At 27.8% G+C, this 18,545-nt stretch carries 15 protein-coding genes; 4 read left to right on the forward strand and 11 right to left on the reverse strand.

The annotated features are described in order from the left end of the window. Positions 1-152: 152 nt before the first annotated feature. From ACFIJ5_RS17255 to ACFIJ5_RS17280, 6 genes are all read right to left on the reverse strand, one after another. On the reverse strand, positions 153-296 hold the full coding sequence (locus ACFIJ5_RS17255) for a hypothetical protein (RefSeq protein WP_379809272.1): 144 nt from the start codon (positions 294-296) through the stop codon (positions 153-155). Positions 297-418: 122 nt separating this feature from the next. Further along, the gene (locus ACFIJ5_RS17260) at positions 419-2,152 is read right to left on the reverse strand and encodes an FAD-binding oxidoreductase (RefSeq protein ID WP_379809274.1); all 1,734 of its coding nucleotides are present in this window, start codon (positions 2,150-2,152) and stop codon (positions 419-421) included. A gap of 32 nt (positions 2,153-2,184) precedes the next feature. Then, positions 2,185-3,738: an FGGY-family carbohydrate kinase gene (locus tag ACFIJ5_RS17265; RefSeq protein WP_379809276.1), complete on the reverse strand. Its 1,554-nt coding sequence runs from the start codon at positions 3,736-3,738 to the stop codon at positions 2,185-2,187. Next, entirely contained in the window at positions 3,713-4,108 is a 396-nt protein-coding gene (locus ACFIJ5_RS17270) for a DUF1667 domain-containing protein (protein WP_379809277.1), read from the reverse strand. Before ACFIJ5_RS17270 ends, ACFIJ5_RS17265 begins: the two co-directional genes overlap by 26 nt. A gap of 43 nt (positions 4,109-4,151) precedes the next feature. Next, on the reverse strand, positions 4,152-5,414 hold the full coding sequence (locus ACFIJ5_RS17275) for an NAD(P)/FAD-dependent oxidoreductase (RefSeq protein WP_379809278.1): 1,263 nt from the start codon (positions 5,412-5,414) through the stop codon (positions 4,152-4,154). 38 nt (positions 5,415-5,452) lie between these two features. Next, complete coding sequence (locus ACFIJ5_RS17280; protein ID WP_379809279.1) at positions 5,453-7,159, reverse strand: NAD(P)/FAD-dependent oxidoreductase; 1,707 nt, start codon at positions 7,157-7,159, stop codon at positions 5,453-5,455. 1,005 nt (positions 7,160-8,164) lie between these two features. Between ACFIJ5_RS17280 and ACFIJ5_RS17285 the strand changes: the two genes are divergently transcribed. The 3 genes from ACFIJ5_RS17285 to ACFIJ5_RS17295 are packed head-to-tail and all read left to right on the forward strand — an operon-like array spanning position 8,165 to position 11,805. Beyond that, complete coding sequence (locus ACFIJ5_RS17285; RefSeq protein WP_379809281.1) at positions 8,165-8,857, forward strand: response regulator transcription factor; 693 nt, start codon at positions 8,165-8,167, stop codon at positions 8,855-8,857. Continuing rightward, positions 8,854-10,239, forward strand: coding sequence for a sensor histidine kinase (locus ACFIJ5_RS17290; protein ID WP_379809283.1), 1,386 nt, complete (start codon positions 8,854-8,856; stop codon positions 10,237-10,239). The genes ACFIJ5_RS17285 and ACFIJ5_RS17290 overlap by 4 nt, the downstream gene beginning before the upstream one ends. Positions 10,240-10,293: 54 nt before the next feature. After that, positions 10,294-11,805 carry a hypothetical protein gene (locus tag ACFIJ5_RS17295; protein ID WP_379809285.1) on the forward strand — a complete coding sequence of 504 codons (1,512 nt, stop codon included), beginning with the start codon at positions 10,294-10,296 and terminating at the stop codon, positions 11,803-11,805. Positions 11,806-11,836: 31 nt separating this feature from the next. On the opposite strand, the gene ACFIJ5_RS17300 is transcribed toward ACFIJ5_RS17295, so the two are convergent. The 5 genes from ACFIJ5_RS17300 to nadA all read right to left on the reverse strand — a co-directional run bounded on the left by ACFIJ5_RS17300 (position 11,837) and on the right by nadA (position 17,817). Next, complete coding sequence (locus ACFIJ5_RS17300) at positions 11,837-13,369, reverse strand: cobyric acid synthase (RefSeq protein ID WP_379809287.1); 1,533 nt, start codon at positions 13,367-13,369, stop codon at positions 11,837-11,839. Positions 13,370-13,494: 125 nt separating this feature from the next. Next, positions 13,495-14,496: a patatin-like phospholipase family protein gene (locus tag ACFIJ5_RS17305; protein WP_379809289.1), complete on the reverse strand. Its 1,002-nt coding sequence runs from the start codon at positions 14,494-14,496 to the stop codon at positions 13,495-13,497. 295 nt (positions 14,497-14,791) lie between these two features. Continuing rightward, the gene (nadC, locus tag ACFIJ5_RS17310) at positions 14,792-15,628 is read right to left on the reverse strand and encodes a carboxylating nicotinate-nucleotide diphosphorylase (RefSeq protein WP_379809291.1); all 837 of its coding nucleotides are present in this window, start codon (positions 15,626-15,628) and stop codon (positions 14,792-14,794) included. Next, a complete protein-coding gene (locus ACFIJ5_RS17315) occupies positions 15,606-16,910 on the reverse strand; it encodes an L-aspartate oxidase (protein ID WP_379809293.1) in 1,305 nt (434 codons plus the stop codon). Before ACFIJ5_RS17315 ends, nadC begins: the two co-directional genes overlap by 23 nt. A 4-nt stretch (positions 16,911-16,914) precedes the next feature. After that, positions 16,915-17,817 (reverse strand): quinolinate synthase NadA, encoded by a 903-nt coding sequence (gene nadA, locus ACFIJ5_RS17320; protein WP_379809295.1) that lies wholly within the window; start codon positions 17,815-17,817, stop codon positions 16,915-16,917. Positions 17,818-18,113: 296 nt separating this feature from the next. Between nadA and ACFIJ5_RS17325 the strand changes: the two genes are divergently transcribed. Continuing rightward, positions 18,114-18,542, forward strand: a complete 429-nt coding sequence (locus ACFIJ5_RS17325; protein ID WP_379809297.1) for a GAF domain-containing protein — start codon at positions 18,114-18,116, stop codon at positions 18,540-18,542. Positions 18,543-18,545 lie beyond the last annotated feature (3 nt).

Here is an 18,545-nt window from a genome sequence, read left to right on the forward strand (position 1 = left end):
TATAAAAAACCTCAGTAAGCAAAGCCTACTGAGGATAAAAACATTTAAATATTATATGTTATAAAATTACAATTTATTTAATATAAAGTTTTATTATTAAATAAAAAAATCCGCTTAAGCAAAAGCATAAGCGGATATAGTAATCTATAATATTATACCTTAGTAAAAATATCTTTGCTTGCTTTTAGTATATAATTGTATTTAATTTTAGGCGCACTTATAGTATTAGTACTAACATTAGCATTTAAATTTTGTGCTTCATTTAAATTCGCATATACTAAAATTTGCAAAAACATTCTTACACCTCCTAAAGTCTTTAAATTTACACTAAATACATTTTAATCTATTTTTACAAATAAGTAAAGTATATTTTCATTATTTTTTATAAATTCTACACTTTACTATAATTCAAAATATTTTAAAAATCCCGCAAAAGATTTCTCTTTTCTTTTTCTTTTAAATCCAGCCCTAAAGTTCCTCCTGGATTCATTATGTTATTAGAATCAAAATATTGTTTTAATACCTTAAATACTTTCATTTCATTTTTTCCTATTTGTGCTTCAAGCCATGGTGCTGTCATTTTTCCTATTCCATGATGATGACTCATTGCCGCACCGTATTTTTGTATATTATCTAAAATACCATATTGATAATCTAAATATTCCTTTATAGTATCCATTTTAGCTATAAATATAAAATATAAATTAGCCCCTTGCGGATAAAAATGAGATATGTGTGTCATGCAAATAGTATTTGGTCTGCTCTTACAATACTTCCTTACTCCTTCATATACATACTGCATATTTTCCCAAGAAACTGAGCATTCCAACGTATCTATCATAATTCCAAAATCTTGTAAATCTTCTCTCATATAAGGATCTTTGAATCTTCCTTTTTCCCAACCTTTTGTAACAACCCCAGTAGTGTACATAGCTCCATACTTTTTACACACTTTATAAATTTTCTTTTTAACCAATTTTGTAAAATCCTTATCACCATCGTTTAACCCTAATAGTAAACATCTTTCCATAGGCTTATATCCTTTTAAGCTCATAATATTATCAATTTTAGTTCCTTCTACTCCATATAATTTAAGAGCTATATCTGTTTCTTCTGGGTCAGATAATCTAAATACAGAAGGTAATCCAAATTGACCTTGCATTATTTCTCTAGCAGCATTTCTTGCATCCTCCCAGTTCTTAAATATATAACTAAATCTCGTTTGATTTTCAGGCATATATCTAAATACTTTTAATGTAACAGAAACAAGTACTCCGAAACATCCTTCACTTCCCATCATTATTCTATCTATATCTGGTCCTGTAGCTGTTGCTGGATACTCTTTAGTTTTAATTATACCTGCTGGTGTAACATATTCTTGACACATTACCAAATCCTCTATTTTTCCAAAATAAGTGGAATTCTGTCCTGCTCCTCTAGTTACAACCCAGCCTCCAACAGATGAGTATTCAAAAGACTGTGGAAAATGTCCACATGTATATGCTCTTTTAGCATTAAATAAACTTTCAGCATTATTCAAATTTTTTTCAAGTACTGGTCCTGATATTCCAGGTTCTACAGTTATAGTCTGGTTAATTTCATTAAACCTTAATACCTTATTCATATGAGCTTTCATATAAAGTAAAATTCCACCCTTTACACACTCCATACCTCTTGTAACTGTTGAACCGCCTCCAAAAACATATATAGGTATTTTTTCTTCATTACAATATTCAACTATCTTTTTTACATCATATTTATCCTTTGGATATAATACTATATCTGGAACATTCTCAACTATACCCTTTCTAAGCCTTAGTAAATCCAACATTGTTTTGCCATATGAAACTTTTAACCTTGTGTAATTATCTGTCTTAACATTTTCTTCTCCAACTATATCTTTAAAAACTTGTATATTTTCATCTGTAAGTTTTATTGGAATATCATACTCAACCTTTTCTAAACCTAAATTTTTAGGCTGCTTAAAATCTTCATCTGTCATTTTAAATTTTTCTTTCATTAATTTGTATAATTTAATATTCGGATGTTTAAATTCATTAGGGTCTCCCCATTTTAAAATAGATCTATACGTTCCTTCTAAAGGTTTCTCATTATTCCACTTAGGTATAAACTCATTTTCATTTTTATTCATAAACTCTCATCCCCCATTTTATGCTTATGAAACTATTCTTCAGGATAATTAGTTATGTGTTGAAGTTCTTTATACATCTTTCTCAAACTACGATACATCCTCTTATAAACTCTATTATAAATTTCATTGTATATTTGTGTATTAGTATCATTAGGTATAAATTCGTTCTTATAATGAACCATATTTTTCACTGCTTCTTCATAGCTTTTATAAACTCCAGTTCCAACAAAAACATTTATAGCTGCACCAAGTCCAGAAGTTTCATAAGTCTGTACTCTTAGTAATTTTATGTTAAACATATCTGCTGTAATTTGACATATAGCATTACTTTGTGAGCCTCCACCTGCTGCTATTACTTTTCTAATTGGTATCTTAGATTTTTTTTGTATTCTTTCAATCCCCTCGTATAATGCATAATTTATTCCTTCAATTATAGAACGATATAAATGATACTTAGTATGAATATCTCCAAACCCAATAACCGCACCTCTTGCCTCTGGAATTTTAAGGCCGGCGCCCCAATATGGTTGAAGAATAAGTCCATTACATCCCGGAGGTACACCAGATAATTTATCATTTAATAAATCTTCAGTTGAAATATTTTTTTCTATTGACTTATATATTTCCTGTGAACAAAATTCCTTTTTAAACCATGATATCATCCAATATCCTCTAAAGATTTCTATCTCAGGATTATAATATCCAGGAATAGCCGCTGGATAACAGGGCATAAATCTTATAGGTTCAAAGTACTTCTTAGAAGTAGTTTGAACTGTAGCTGTAGTTCCAAAACTTACACTTATAGTATCTAAATTCATGCATCCATTTCCAAGTGTTTCACACCCTTTATCTGACCCTGATGCTATAACCAAAGTTCCTTCTTTTAATCCCATATCTTCGGCTGCTTTTTTTGTAACCTTTCCTATAACTTCTCCTGGCTCTATAAGTTGTGGAAGCTTTTTTTCTTCAATGCCAAACAAATACCATTTTAGATTTTTGTGAGATTTAGGCCAACGTCTTTGTCTATAATCAAAAGGAATGTGACCAATTTGACTTCCAATAGAATCTACAAATTTTCCTGTAAGTTTATATATAAAATATCCTGATAATAATAAATATTTATATGTGTTATTCCATATTTCTGGTTCATTTTCTTTTATCCAATTAGCTTTAACTTTTTTCCTTACCACTTTCATACTTTTTGACATTCCAGCAAGTGAAAGTTCTAAATTATAAATAAAAGGTAGTTTTTTTTCACATTTAGCCATTCTTTGGTCAAGCCATATTATAGCTGACCTAAGTGGTTTACCGTATCTATCTACATTTATAACAGTATCTCTTTGAGTTGTAACCGAAATTCCACTTATCTTCTTCCACTTATCTATCTCTGCTTCTTTAAGTTTAAGACAAGCTTCACAAGCACTATTCCAAAAAACATCCACATATTGTTCCGCAAATCCAGGCTTCTTTGAAAAATAAGGTTCAAAAGAAACTTTTTCTACTGCACATAATGTACCTACATTATCAAACAATAAAGCTCTAACACTTTGAGTACCACAATCAATGCTTAAAGCATACTTCCTCACTAAATTTACCCTCCAACAATTGCTGTAAATCTTCTGTAGCAATTACATCAATTTGCGTATCTAATATATTCTCTATTATTATTTCTCCACAATTAACTGGTTTGTGTATAACTATCTTATTAATAATTTCCATTGCCCTTGATATTAACTCTTTCGGGATTTCTCCATTGGTTCTTACCGAAATTCTTGGAAAGTTTTCAAAAATAGTTTTTACTGTTGTACATAAACTCCTTTTTGGATTTTTAATTTCATTTATTGCAAATTCTCTTCCTTTTTTACACTTATTTCCTTCAATAATTAATTTTCCGTCCAATTCTTTAATTGTTATTTTACAACTATTGGGACACCCTATACAGGTTATTACTTTCACTAAAACACCCCCGAAAATAATTTACCATCATAGTTTTCACAAATTATTTTAGACTTACCTCTATACTGTCATCTAATTTTAAGTTTATTTTAGATAAATCAATTTCTAATTTTTTCATTTCTGGTGGCCTTAAAAATGGAAATTTAATAGAATATACTATTTCATCATTATATTTAACTTTTACTTCAGGATTTTTATTAACCTCTTTAGAACGTACATACATTTTTAAATTTTTATTTTCAGATTGTATATCTATATATTGGGGTACTACATATAAGAAATCTTCATAAGGTATGTTTACTTTCAACAATTTACGCTTATTACCTTTATACTTATTTTTTGAAAACAAAGCTGCATTTTTTCCTGCTGTTTCACCACTCTCAGAAACATAATCAACAAGATCATTTACATGAAGTGAATTGCCGCATGAAAATACTCCTTCAATACTAGTCATTAAATTCTGGTCTACTATAGGACCTTTTGTATTTCTACTTATTTTTACTTCTATCTTTTCAGCTATTTCATTTTCTGGGATAAGTCCTACAGATAAAATAATTCCATCACATTGGATAATTTCTTCTGTACCCTTAATTGGATTCATTTGTTTATCAACCTCACATATTTCAACTGCTTCTACTTTGTCATGTCCAAATACTCTTGTAATTGTATGAGACAAATATAGAGGAATTGAAAAATCCTCAAGACACTGTACTATATTCCTTGTAAGTCCTGAAGGTTGACTTTTTGCTTCATAAACTCCTAACACTTCTGCTCCTTCTAAAGTAAGTCTTCTTGCCATTATGAGACCTATATCTCCACTACCTAAAATCACACATTTCTTACAAGGTAAATATCCTAATATATTTATAAAATATTGAGCAGTACCTGCATTATAAATACCTGCAGTTCTCTCTCCATATATAAATACCTGTTTAGAAGTTCTTTCTCTGCAACCACAAGCTAAAACTATAGACTTACTCTCAACATCCAAAATTCCCTCTGAAGTTATAAGTTTTAATTTAAATTTATCCTCTTCCCTCTCTATTTCTGAAACAAAAGTAGATGTTTTTATATCCACATCTGTTCGTTTTAACATATTAATGTACCTTATAGCATATTCTGGTCCAGATAATTTTTCTCCAAATTTTACGAGTCCAAATCCATCATGAATACACTGCTTTAAAATCCCACCAAGTATTTCTTCTCTTTCAACTATTAAAGTTTCAGCTCCATTCTCATAAGCTGAAATTGAAGCTGCAAGTCCAGCCGGTCCTCCCCCTATTACAATTACATCATAATTTTTCAATTATAAATCGCCCCCAACTTTTATAGGTAGATAACATATTACTTTGTTTCTTTATCTAAAATATAAGATTTATTTCCTTTTTTTGTTACATTATCTAATTCTATTCCCGTTTCTTCTCTTATTATTTTCATAACTTGAGGCATACAAAAACCTCCTTGACATCTTCCCATTCCAGTTCTCACACGTCTCTTTACTGCATCTACCGTTGTAGCAGGTATTGGTGATTTAATTGCATCTATTATTTCACCTTTACTTATCTCTTCACATCTACATATAACAACCCCATAGTCAGGATTTTTCTTTATAAGTTGCGCTCTTTCTGCAACACTCATTTTACTAAGACGTGGTATTTTCTTTCTATTTGGTTTCCAATTTTTTTTAGATTTTACCATCATATTTTTGCACAATATACTATAAGTTATCTTTTCAATTTCCTCTGCTATAGCAGGTGCAGATGCAACTCCTGGAGATTGTATTCCTGCAGCATGAACTAAATTTTTAACATATTCAGATTTCTCTACTATAAAATCTTCTTCATAAGTAGCTGCTCTTATTCCTGAAAAGTAAGTTATTACATCTGATTTTTTTACATTAGATAAAAGATTTAATTGTCTTTTCAATATAGAGTTTATATTTTCTCTATTAGTTGAAAAATCTTCTCTGTAGGGTTGCTCATATGCATCCGGTCCTATAAGTAAATTATCATCTATAGTTCTTACAATACCTCCACCTTTTGTATGTGTCTTGTTTATATTTAATTTTGGCTTAGCAATTACTGAATTTATTAAATATCCTTTCTTTTTATCTAATAAAGCTATTTCACCTTTTCTAGGGTGAATACTAAAAAATTCATCATTAGCCATAGCTGCAATCTTATCAGAATATACTCCAGCTGCATTAATAACTACCTTAGGATATATATTTCCTCTATTTGTCCTAACCATAACAATTTTGTTTTTTTCTAATTTCATAGACATAACTATAGTATTTAATGATATTTCACATCCATTATCTACTGCATTCTCACCATATGCTATTGTCATATTATAAGGAGATACCACACCTGTACTTGGTATCAATATTCCTCCACAAACACCTTTTTGTATAACATTAGGCTCCATTTCTCTTATTTGAGACAATGATAGTTTTTTAATACCTTCTACATTATTCTGCCATGCTCTTATTTTTAAATAAGGATATGCTAATTTCAGAAAATTATTATCTAATAATATAATTGACCCACATCTTTTAAAAGGTACATCTAATTCTTTTGTAACTTTTGAATATAATTTATTTCCCCTTACATTAAATAACGCTTTCTTACTACCTGGTTTAGGAACTATCCCTGGATGAACCATACCATCATTTCTAGATGATGCATGCATAGCAACATCGCTTTCTTTATCTACAAGCAAAATTGAAAATTGCCACTTTGAAAGTTCTCTTGCAATGGCACATCCTATAATTCCTCCCCCTATTATTAACACATCTACTTTTTTCTTATTAAGAATACCATCTTCAATTAAAGGTTTCCTTATATTGAGTTTATTAAAATTATCTATTTGTATATGATTAATTACTCCCTTATATCCTTTATTAGCAGCTATAATTCCTGCCTTTACTACCTCATCCCAATTATTAACGTTTCCTTCCAATAAAATAGATGAATGAAATTCCTTACAAAATATATTTTTAGAAACTTTCTTCTGTATATTAGTCTGAATTTTCTTTAACAATTCTGACATTCAATCCCCTCACATTCATATAAAATTGAAGTTACAAAATATACAAAAAGTAATCATAATATTATATTTATGATTGTCAGTATTTTAATATTATTAGTAAATTCAATTTTATCCCCTGACTAACTGCCCTAATACTCCCATCTTATATAATTGATAGATACGAGCAACCACATTCCTGCATAAATCGATTTAAATTTTACTTGATTGTGCATGAAAAATGTCACATTTTCCACATTATTCTTTCATAATTTACTTTAATAAAATTTTTATTGTATTTTTTTGAATTTTCTTGTTGAAATTCTTGCAATGTTAATGTATAATTAAACACAAGAATAATGAAATTTAAATTGTTTTCATTTTCCCTATTAAATATTTCCCTTGTAATTGTTTCCCTTAAATTATTCCCCTCATTGAAATACCTATAATATAGGTATTTCAAGAAAACCTCTTGCAAATTGCAAGAGGTTTTTTTGAAATTTTGTTCAAAGCAATCTTTCAGACTACATTATAATTAAAATTTTATAACTATTTTGTATTTATGTATATAATTTTTATTATTTGTAATATTTTGTTGTTTTTTGACAAATAATTCATCAATCCGTACTAATATCTATATATATTCATATAATTATTTACATTTATTACATTCAATTCATTTCATTCTTAATTACATTATATTTTTATTTCTTATATTAAAATTATATTAAAATTATATAAAAATAATTTACATATATATTTATATAAGCACTCTTTTCAACACAAAATATTATCATACATAATATCTGTAACTATTCTGTAATATTTTTTTATCCTTTTGTAACTCTTATTCATCTTTTATCAACTACATTAGATATTAAGATAAAAAACATAAACTTACATCCTATTAAAATATAAAATATTTTACTGAATTCTAACCTCTAAAATAGCTTATTAACATATATTGTATTATTTATGCTATAATCTTAACATAGAATTTCAACGTTTTTTAGTTAGGAGGTTTTTTACTTGAAAAATAAAATTCTTATAGTTGAGGACGAAAGTTCTATTAGAGGATTTCTAAAAATAAATTTTCAAAGAAATGATTTTATTGTTATAGAAGCTTCTACAGGTGAAGAAGGTATTCAAAAAGCTCACCTAGAAAAACCTGATATAGCTATACTAGACGTAATGCTTCCTGGCATAGATGGTTTTCAAGTGTGTGAAAATCTAAGAAAAAGTTTTTCTAATATAGGAATAATAATGTTAACCGCCAAGACCCAAGATATGGATAAAATAATGGGCTTAGAATTTGGTGCTGATGATTATGTATCAAAACCTTTTAATCCATTAGAATTAATACTAAGAGTAAAAGCATTACTAAGAAGAATAGATAATAAAAAATCTGAGGAAGACAGTAATATCATAGAGTATCTTCCGTTTAAAATTGATACTTATGAACAAAAAGTTTATAAAAACGATGAAGAATTAGATTTAACTCCTAAAGAGTACATGATTATGAAGATTTTTTTAGAGAATCCTGGAAAAGCTTTTAGTAGAAATGAGCTTTTAAATTTAGTATGGGGATATAATTATGTAGGAGATACTAAAATTGTGGATGTTAACATACGACGTCTGAGAACAAAAATAGAAGAATGTTCTTCTTCTCCTAAATATATTGAAACAGTTTGGGGAACAGGGTACAGGTGGAAAAAAATATGAAAGAAAGTATAAAAAAAAGATTAGTAATAAACTTCATGTTAATTATATTAGTAACTGTTGTTATTTTAGAAATTCTTCTTATAAATACAATAAAGCAATATTACTATTATAATGTAGAAGAAACTCTTACTAACCAAATAAAACTTTCTTCAGATTTTTATTCTAGATATTTTTCTAATAGTTCATTAAAGGATAACATATTAAATAATGTAGATGTATTCTGGAAACAAACATCTGCTCAAGTTCAAATAATTGACACTAATGGTACTGTTCTAATGGATTCTATAGGCCTAACACCACAAAAGCCTATAACTGATAGCGCCTTTAAAAAAGCTCTAAATGGTAGTTACGGCAAATGGATTGGAGAAGTACCTTATGATACTTCCAATGTTCTTGCTGTAACATATCCTCTTAAATCTAATAATAAAATAGTAGGTGTTTTGAGATTTATAACTTCCTTAAAAAATACCAATAAAGAAATTATGAATATTTCCTTTATTTTTATACTCATAGGTACTATTGCCGTAATAATATCTGCTATTTTTAGTATCTTTTTATCCAATACAATAATAGGTCCTTTAAAAGAGGTAACTAAAGTAGCAGAAAAAATGGCTAAAGGTGACTTTAAATTAAGAACTGTAAAACATTCTAATGATGAACTAGGTAAACTTTCTGATACTCTAAACTACATGGCTGATGAAATAGTAAAAAAGGATCAATTGAAAAATGAATTCATTTCATCAGTTTCACACGAACTTAGAACCCCTTTAACCTCTATAAAAGGTTGGGCCATAACATTAAAAATGGATGAATTAGAAGATAAACAATTAATCAGAGATGGTCTTGATATAATAGAAAACGAAAGCGAACGGCTTACTGGAATGGTAGAAGAACTTCTAGATTTTTCTAAATTTGTATCTGGTAAAATAAAATTAAGTAAAAAAGAAACTGATATAACAAAAATTATGCAATATATAGGAAAACATATGAACCCACGAGCTACTAGGGATAATATCTCTTTCATCATAAATTATCCAGAAAATATTCCATTAATGTTAATAGATGAAAATAGAATAAAACAGGTTTTAATAAATGTTGTAGACAATGCTTTTAAATTTACTTCTCCAAATGGTAAAGTATCAATCAATGCAGTATGTGAAGATAAATACTTAACATTATGTATAGAAGATACTGGATGCGGTATAAGTAGTGATGAGCTTCCAAAAGTAAAAGAAAAGTTCTACAAAGGTAAAACTAGCAAATCACAAAACGGTATAGGTTTATCTATTTGCGATGAGATAATCAAACTACATAATGGACTTTTTATAATAGAAAGCCAAATTAATGTAGGAACAAAAGTATATATTAAATTACCACTTTAATACTTAATTCTTATAAACATATTAATAATAGTTTATAAAAAGAGAGGATTTGTTATGAAAAGAAATATCTACTTATTATTTTTAATTTCAATATTTATGTTAATTTTACAAGGTTGTAGTAAACCTAAGCTAACTACAATTGAAAAAATCTCTGCACCACAAAATAACTTAATTCCTATTAGTGGTACATGGAAAATTACAGACTATAAATCCATAAATAATTCTACAAAAAAACCTGCCAAAACTCTAGTAGGTAAAAGTGCAGAATTTGATAAAAATATGGCTGTTTTAGGTGATGAAGTATGTAAAAATCCTGAATATAAAATTAAAATAGTAAACTCAAATGATTATTTTCTATATGTACACAAAATAGATGCTAAAGATTTAGGTATCAAAAATTCAAAGATACAAGTTATATCTATAACTTCCAAAGATAAACTTTTTTATGAATTTATAAAAATAAGTGATACTGAATTGATAGTATTTCAAGATAATACCTTCTTTACATTAAATAAATCTTCTAATGATACTAATGAAATAGTAAATAAATCTCCTGAAGATTCTAAACAAAATTTTCAATCAAAAACTGATATATCTTCATCAAATTCAGGTGTATTTCTAGGAATACGTTCATCCAGTACAAACATAAGTAAAAAAAATTCAACATATAGAACTATATGGCTTTCTGTTAAAAATAAAAAAATTGATTCATTAAAAAAATCTCCTAATTTATTTGTACCAAGGAAAAGTGGTTTTTGGGAAGTAGGCCTTACTAGAGAACATAAAAATAGTTTTACTCAAGATGTTCTTTTTGCAAACCCTATTGAAATTGAAGCTGAAAATAAATCTGGAAAAGAACTTTTAAAAGATATTAATAATGATAATAATAAACCTATTCCTTTTGAAGAAAATATCTACAGAAACATTCTATTTATAGGAAATGATTATGTAGCTACAGAATATAGCAGCGGAAAAAATATAAAGTCTAATATATTAAACAAATTACAAGTACTCCCTGTAGATAATATTCAAAATAATATTGGAATAAAAATATCCGATATTGCAGGAGAAAACGCTAAAACTGTATTAATTAATAGTGCAAATTCATATTTATCTTCTCAAAAAGAAGATAAAATAGAGCAATTAGAAACTATTCCAAAAGAAGAAAGTTTTACTTTAATAAGAAAAAATGGTCATTGGATAATGCGCGGAAGATTAAATTCTATAGATCCTGAAAATATTTATAATTTTGCAGATTTTAATATAAATCTTTTTCCTCCAAAGAAGATGTTAAATTATGATGAACTTTATGTTTCCTGGAATCAAGTTAAATCGAAAGTTCCAAATGCATTAGACATATATACTTCTCCAAACAAAGATATATCTCTTGTTGTTTGTAAAAATACTATTTATGTTTATGCATTAAATAATGGTTTATTATCATCTAATCCTATAAAAACTATAAGTTTAAAAGAAAATGAATCTATTATAATGGCTGAATGGGCTACTGGAAATTATGTTGAAAAATGGGAAGAAGCTTTTAAAAATTCATTGAAACAAAAATAAAAAATGCGATTAATATCGCATTTTTTATTTTTTACTTATGTTTAAGTCCTATTATTTCATATATATTTTTTATATCCAAACTGTTTCTAACTAAATCTGCAAGCTTATCTATTTCTTTTTCTCTTAAACTTTCATATTCTGTAATTGGTTTTAACTCAAGTCCTTTTTTTCTTCTTAATGAATTTACAACATACTCTCTAAAACCTATTCCGTCAAGAACTCCATGAATATATGTACCTAAAACATTACCTTTATCATTTATAGCTCCATCATACACCTGTACGTCTTTTTCATTTCTTTGCTTTATATTGAATAGTGGTGTACATTTTTCTCCATATTCACTTATACCCATATGTATTTCATATCCATATACTGATTTATCCTTTATATTTACATTCTTATCTTCATCACTTATATTATTAAATCCTTTTACTTCCTCTAACAATTCTGCTTTAACTCTAGTTGTAACCTTTTCTTTTTCAAAAGTGGTACACATATCTAAAAGTCCTATACCTTCAATTTCTTGTAAACCAGTTTCCACACCATACGGATCTTTCAATGTTTTTCCAAGTATTTGATATCCGCCACATATACCTATTACCATACCTGTTTTACTATATTCCTTAATACATTTTTCAATACCATTTTTTCTTAATGATACTAAATCTTCTATTGTATTTTTACTTCCTGGAATTATCAAAAGGTCGGGATTACCAAATTCTTCTTTAGTCTCTATAAATCTTACTGATACATCTTCCTCATTTTTTAAAGCATCTAAATCCGTAAAATTAGATATGTGTGGAAGCTTTATCACTGCTACATCTATTGGAGCTGTTATTTCCTTATTAAAGCTTACTGCGCCATCTTCATCCTCTAAAGCTAATTTAAAATAAGGTACAACTCCTAAACAAGGCCTTTTTATTATATCCTCAAGCATATCAAGCCCTGGTTTTAAAATATTTACATCCCCTCTAAACTTATTTATAACAGTACCTTTAACCCTTTTTCGCTCTTCTTCTGTTAATAAAATCATAGTTCCTGCTAATGAAGCAAAAACTCCTCCTTTATCAATATCTCCAACTAATATCACAGGAGCATCTATTAGCTCTGCCATTCCCATATTAACTATATCTCTATCTCTTAAATTAATTTCAGCTGGACTTCCAGCTCCTTCCATTACAACTATATCAAATTCATTTTCTAATTTATTAAAATGTTCTTTCAGCATATCCTTAAATTCTAATTTCATATTATGATATTCCATAGCAGTACTATTTCCATAAACTTTTCCATTAACTATGATCTGACATTTCTTATCAGAAGTAGGTTTTAATAAAATAGGATTCATATATACTTCTGGTTCTAATCCTGCTGCATAAGCTTGAAGAACTTGAGCTCGTCCCATTTCCTTACCATCTAATGTTATATAAGAATTTAAAGACATATTTTGAGACTTAAAAGGGCATACTTTGTACCCATCTTGTTTAAATATTCTACATAAAGCTGCTACAAGTATACTTTTACCAACAGAAGAAGCTGTTCCTTGAACCATTATTTTTGCCATATAAGTCATTCCCCTCTCTATATCTTACTACAAATTTAATTTCAGTTTATTACACTTATATTTTAGTGTCAACGAATACAATCATAATCTTTTACAATAATTTTCCGAAGCTTTGCTTCGGAAAATTATCTTTTCTTAAAAAAATACTTTATACCTTTCTTTTTTCTATACTCTCTAACATACTTATCAAAATCCCACTTGTTAATAAAATTTGATGCAGCTAAATAACCCGATTTAAATAGTTTTAAACTCTTTTCCCTAGAAATATTAAATTCTGTAGAGTTTACATCCACAACTGGTATAAAAACCGTTCTTTCTTTATCTTCATTGCTGATTTCATTTACCGTTGAGTACTGAGTCATTGTATCTGCAATATCAAATAAAAATGACATAGGGTCTATTTCCCCTTTAGATGTACAACTTTCATTGTACCCTTTATTATCAAATTTAAAACCTATGGTTGGCCATCTTGGAATTCCTTCTACATCAAATATGTTTAATGGATAGTTACAAGTAACTCCACCATCTACAACATAACTAATACCCTCTTCATGTTGAAATTCAACAGGTTTAAAATAAAAAGGAATACTTATGCTCATTCTGATGGCTTTAGCTATTTCAAACTCCATAGGATCTATAGAATAATATGTTAAATCATCTGGAAAAATTAACTTCTTTTTCATTGTTATATCTGACGCTACTACTTTCAGCTTATATTCACCATTTTCATATACATCTTTAAATTTAGATATGCCTTTATTTTTTAATAATTCCCTAATCCAACTTTCAAAATATTCACCTGAATACATACCCTTTTCTTTAAAAAGTCCTAAAGCTGTTCCTACAACAGGAATTCTCTGCATTTTGTCCTTATCTAAAAATTTAATAAAATCTAACTCTACTAATATTTTTTCTAATTCCTTTGAATTATATCCTGCTATTATAAGAGCTGCTATTACTGCTCCTACAGAGGCCCCCGCTGCTCTCTGCCATTTATAATTATTTTTTTCAAAACATCTAAGCGCTCCAATAATACCTATTCCTCTTATACCTCCCCCTTCAAACACCGCATCTGCCCTAATAAAATTTTCCTTTTTTCTTTTATGCTCGGATTTATGTTTAAACATATAAATTCCTCCCTTTATACCTTAAAATTCTCTTTAATACACCCTTTACCTTATAGTTTATTGATTGAGTCTACAACTGTTTTACTAAATTTTATTATATAGTGTCCCATATATTACCTTTATTATACCAAATTTATTTTCTTATTAATTCAACTTTATCATAATAAAATATGGTATATTTTGTTATGATAAAGTTCTTTGTAATATACACCATACACCTTCTACATATTTTAGTATTAAGTATAACTAAAAACAGCTGATTTACCATAATATTAGGTAAAATCAGCTGTCTAATTTATATATTTCTTAGATTTTTTAAACTTATATCCAAAGCCTTTACAGAATGGGTAAGGCTTCCAACAGATATATAATCTACTCCAGTGCTTGCTACTTCTTTAATACTATTTATATTCATATTTCCTGAAGCTTCTATAATAGCTCTATTATTAATGAGTTCTACTGCTTTTTTCATAGTATAAATATCCATGTTATCAAGCATTATAATATCTGCTTCCGCCTGTAGTGCTTCTTTAACTTGATCTAAACTTTCTACTTCTACTTCAACTTTTCTAACAAAAGGACTATACTTCCTTACTTTTAAAATAGCTTCTTTTATATTACCTGCTGCACTTATATGATTATCTTTTATTAAAATACCATCAGATAAATTATATCTGTGATTAACTCCTCCTCCTACTTTAACAGCATATTTTTCTAAAACTCTTAAATTGGGAGTTGTTTTCCTAGTATCTAAAATCTTAGTATTTGTGCCTTCCAATTGTTTTACAAACTTATTAGTTAAAGTAGCTATACCACTCATCCTTTGAATCAAATTAAGAGCTACTCTTTCGCCTGTTAATATATTTACTGCTTTACCGCTTACTTTACCTATTATATCTCCTTTATTTACTTCTTCTCCATCTTTAATGAAACTATTTACTTCTACGTCTCCTAGAATTTGAAATACTCTTTTAAAAACATCAAGACCAGCAATTATTCCATTCTCTTTAGCTATTAAGTCTACACTGCATAAATTTTGTTTATCTATTATAGCCTCTGTGGTTATATCTCCATATGAACCATCTTCTACTAAAGCTCCTTTAATAATTTTATCTACAACTAGCCAGTTCATGTTTTTTATCCCCCAATACTTTATTAAACTCATAAAATACTATTTTTTTATTTAATTTTAGCTCTTCTTTTACTTGCTCTAATGATATATTTTTATTTACACTTTTTACTTGAATTTTATCTACATATTTATTAATATAACTTGCCACTCTTCTAGAAAAAACTAATCCTTCTAAAAGAGAATTACTTGCCAGTCTGTTAGCACCATGTACTCCAGTACAACTTACTTCCCCACAAGCAAATAAATTTTTCATAGATGTCCTTCCAAACTTATCAACTTCAATTCCTCCCATGAAATAATGTTGAACCGGAGTTACAGGAATTTTTCCTTCAGTTATATCTATTCCTCTTTCTAAACATCCTTCGTATATACTTGGAAATCTATTTATTATAAACTCTTTACTCATACTTGAAATATCTAAATATACATACTCAGAATCAGTTTTTCTTTGTTCCTCTAAAATAGCTCTAGAAACAACATCCCTAGGTAGTAATTCATCTATAAATCTACTGCCATGAACATTTATCAATTTTGCTCCTTCACCTCTTACTGACTCTGATATTAGAAATCTTCTTCCTTTTGAACTTTTTTCGTATAATCCTGTAGGGTGAAATTGTATATAATTTAAATTTTTTACCTTTATATTATTCTTTACTGCAATAGCTATTCCATCACCAGTAATAACCTTTTGATTTGTGGAGTTTTTAAATATTGCACCAATACCACCAGTAGCCATTATAATTACTTTAGATTTTACTTTTACTACTGCATTATTTTTTAACACTATTCCACCAACTGCTCTGTTACCACAAGTTACTAAATCTACTAAACAACTGTTTTCTATTATTTCAATGTTATTTTGCTTTAGTACAGTATCATACAACACTTCAAAAACTCTTTTGCCAGTATGATCTTTAAAATGAACTATTCTATTTACTCTATGTGCTCCCTCTCTTGTATAATCAAATTCTTCTTGATTTTTATCAAAATTTACACCTAAATTTTCAAGTTTAAGAATATTCTCTATTGACTCTTTTGCTAAAATTCTAACTATATTTTCATCATTTTTAAATTTTCCTGCTTTTAATGTATCTTCTACGAATGGCTCAATATCATTTTTGTTTAAAGCTGTAGAAATGCCACCTTGAGCAAGATAAGTATTACATTCGTCAGCTTTAGATTTACAAAGTACTGTAACTTTAATGTCTTTTCTTAAATTTAATGCTGCATATAAACCTGCTACTCCACTGCCTATTATCAAAACGTCTGTATTTATATACATTTTTTCACCTTCCTAAAATCAACATATTTTCAAGTGAATTTTTAGCTTTATTTATTACGTCTTCATTTAAATTTATCTCATATTTCATATCTATTAAACTTTCATAAACACTTTTTAAAGTAGTTTTCTTCATATTCACACAAGTCATGGATTCTATAGGTATAATCTTTTTTCTTTTACTTAATTTTCCCATTTCATGGATAACGCCTTTTTCTGTAACTACTATATATTTTTCAAAATCAGTATCATTAAAATAGTTTATTATTTGCCCTGTACTTCCAATAAAATCTGCTAAATTTCTAACCTCATTGCTGCACTCAGGATGAACTAATATCTTTGCACCCTTATATTTATTTTTTACATCTAAAACATCCTTACTTTCTACTCTATAATGTACACAACAAAAACCATTCCATAATATTATTTTTTTATGTGGTACTTGTTTTTGTACATATTGTCCTAAATTTTCATCTGGTAAAAATATAATTTCTTCCCCATCTAAATTTTCAACTATTTTTACTGCATTAGAAGATGTGCAACATACATCAGAAACAGATTTAACTTCTGCAGTAGAATTTATATAACAAACTACTTTAGCATTTGGATATTTTTTCTTAATTTCTTCTACATCTTTAGCATTGGCCATAGCTGCCATAGGACATAATGCTTCATGCTCTGTAAGTAACACTTTTTTTTGCGGTGAAAGTATCTTTGCACTTTCTGCCATAAATTTAACTCCGCAAAATACAATTACATCCTGACTACAATTTTTAGCTGCTCTACTTAAATAAAAAGAATCTCCTACTTTATCTGCTATATCCTTAACTTCATCTCTTTGGTAATAGTGAGCTAATACTATTGCATTTTTTTCTTCCTTTAACCTTAATATTTCTTTCTTTAAATCCATAACTTTTATCCCCTTTTATAGAGTATTCTTGTGTATATACACCTGTAAATACTATAACACTTATTTTGTATAGTATCAATAGAATATTCTTCTATTTATGCCTATAATATTTCAATAATTTACAATTTTAAATTATTTTTCATTTTATATAGGTAATATGTGTTGAATTAAACATTTTATTGTAATATCATGTATGTATAAGAAGTAACTATTTACAACTTATGTACATTTAAATTGTTTTAATTTTCTTATTTCATTTAAGAAAATAAATTTCTTTACAGAAAAGAGGTTTGGTTATGGACACATCAAAAGTAAAAGAACTATTAAATCAAATTAACAGTATTTTAGAAGTAGATAGTGTAGGTATGCATGAAATATATGATAATAGACTTCATCCTGTCTACACTACAGACAATCCTTTTTGCAGTGTAGAACAATGGAAATCTAAACATGCAAAATTTAAAGTTAAGGTTTCTGAAGAACCATCTTTAAAAAGAATTATGAATAAAGAAATTGTTTGTATAGAAGATACTTCCAGCAATCCCGAATCTTCTAAAGAATTCTTTGAATTTGGAATTAAAAGTTTAGTAGTTTTTCCTATGATTAAAAATAATAAAGTAATAGGATTAGTTACTTGTATATCCATAAGTAAACAAAAAACTTTTAAAAAAGAAAAAATCGTACAAGCTGAAAATAAAATAAAAGAATTTTGTGAAACATTATAATAT

This window comes from Haloimpatiens myeolchijeotgali, from assembly GCF_042688525.2.
Taxonomy (GTDB): domain Bacteria; phylum Bacillota; class Clostridia; order Clostridiales; family Clostridiaceae; genus Haloimpatiens.

What these genes read in the sequence shown, in the direction of transcription:
- ACFIJ5_RS17255 (WP_379809272.1), bottom strand. Translation starts at nt 296, where the DNA reads ATGTTTTTGCAAATTTTAGTATATGCGAATTTAAATGAAGCACAAAAT.
- ACFIJ5_RS17260 (WP_379809274.1), bottom strand. Translation starts at nt 2,152, where the DNA reads ATGAATAAAAATGAAAATGAGTTTATACCTAAGTGGAATAATGAGAAA.
- ACFIJ5_RS17280 (WP_379809279.1), bottom strand. Translation starts at nt 7,159, where the DNA reads ATGTCAGAATTGTTAAAGAAAATTCAGACTAATATACAGAAGAAAGTT.
- ACFIJ5_RS17290 (WP_379809283.1), top strand. Translation starts at nt 8,854, where the DNA reads ATGAAAGAAAGTATAAAAAAAAGATTAGTAATAAACTTCATGTTAATT.
- ACFIJ5_RS17295 (WP_379809285.1), top strand. Translation starts at nt 10,294, where the DNA reads ATGAAAAGAAATATCTACTTATTATTTTTAATTTCAATATTTATGTTA.
- ACFIJ5_RS17300 (WP_379809287.1), bottom strand. Translation starts at nt 13,369, where the DNA reads ATGGCAAAAATAATGGTTCAAGGAACAGCTTCTTCTGTTGGTAAAAGT.
- ACFIJ5_RS17305 (WP_379809289.1), bottom strand. Translation starts at nt 14,496, where the DNA reads ATGTTTAAACATAAATCCGAGCATAAAAGAAAAAAGGAAAATTTTATT.
- nadC (WP_379809291.1), bottom strand. Translation starts at nt 15,628, where the DNA reads ATGAACTGGCTAGTTGTAGATAAAATTATTAAAGGAGCTTTAGTAGAA.
- ACFIJ5_RS17315 (WP_379809293.1), bottom strand. Translation starts at nt 16,910, where the DNA reads ATGTATATAAATACAGACGTTTTGATAATAGGCAGTGGAGTAGCAGGT.
- nadA (WP_379809295.1), bottom strand. Translation starts at nt 17,817, where the DNA reads ATGGATTTAAAGAAAGAAATATTAAGGTTAAAGGAAGAAAAAAATGCA.
- ACFIJ5_RS17325 (WP_379809297.1), top strand. Translation starts at nt 18,114, where the DNA reads ATGGACACATCAAAAGTAAAAGAACTATTAAATCAAATTAACAGTATT.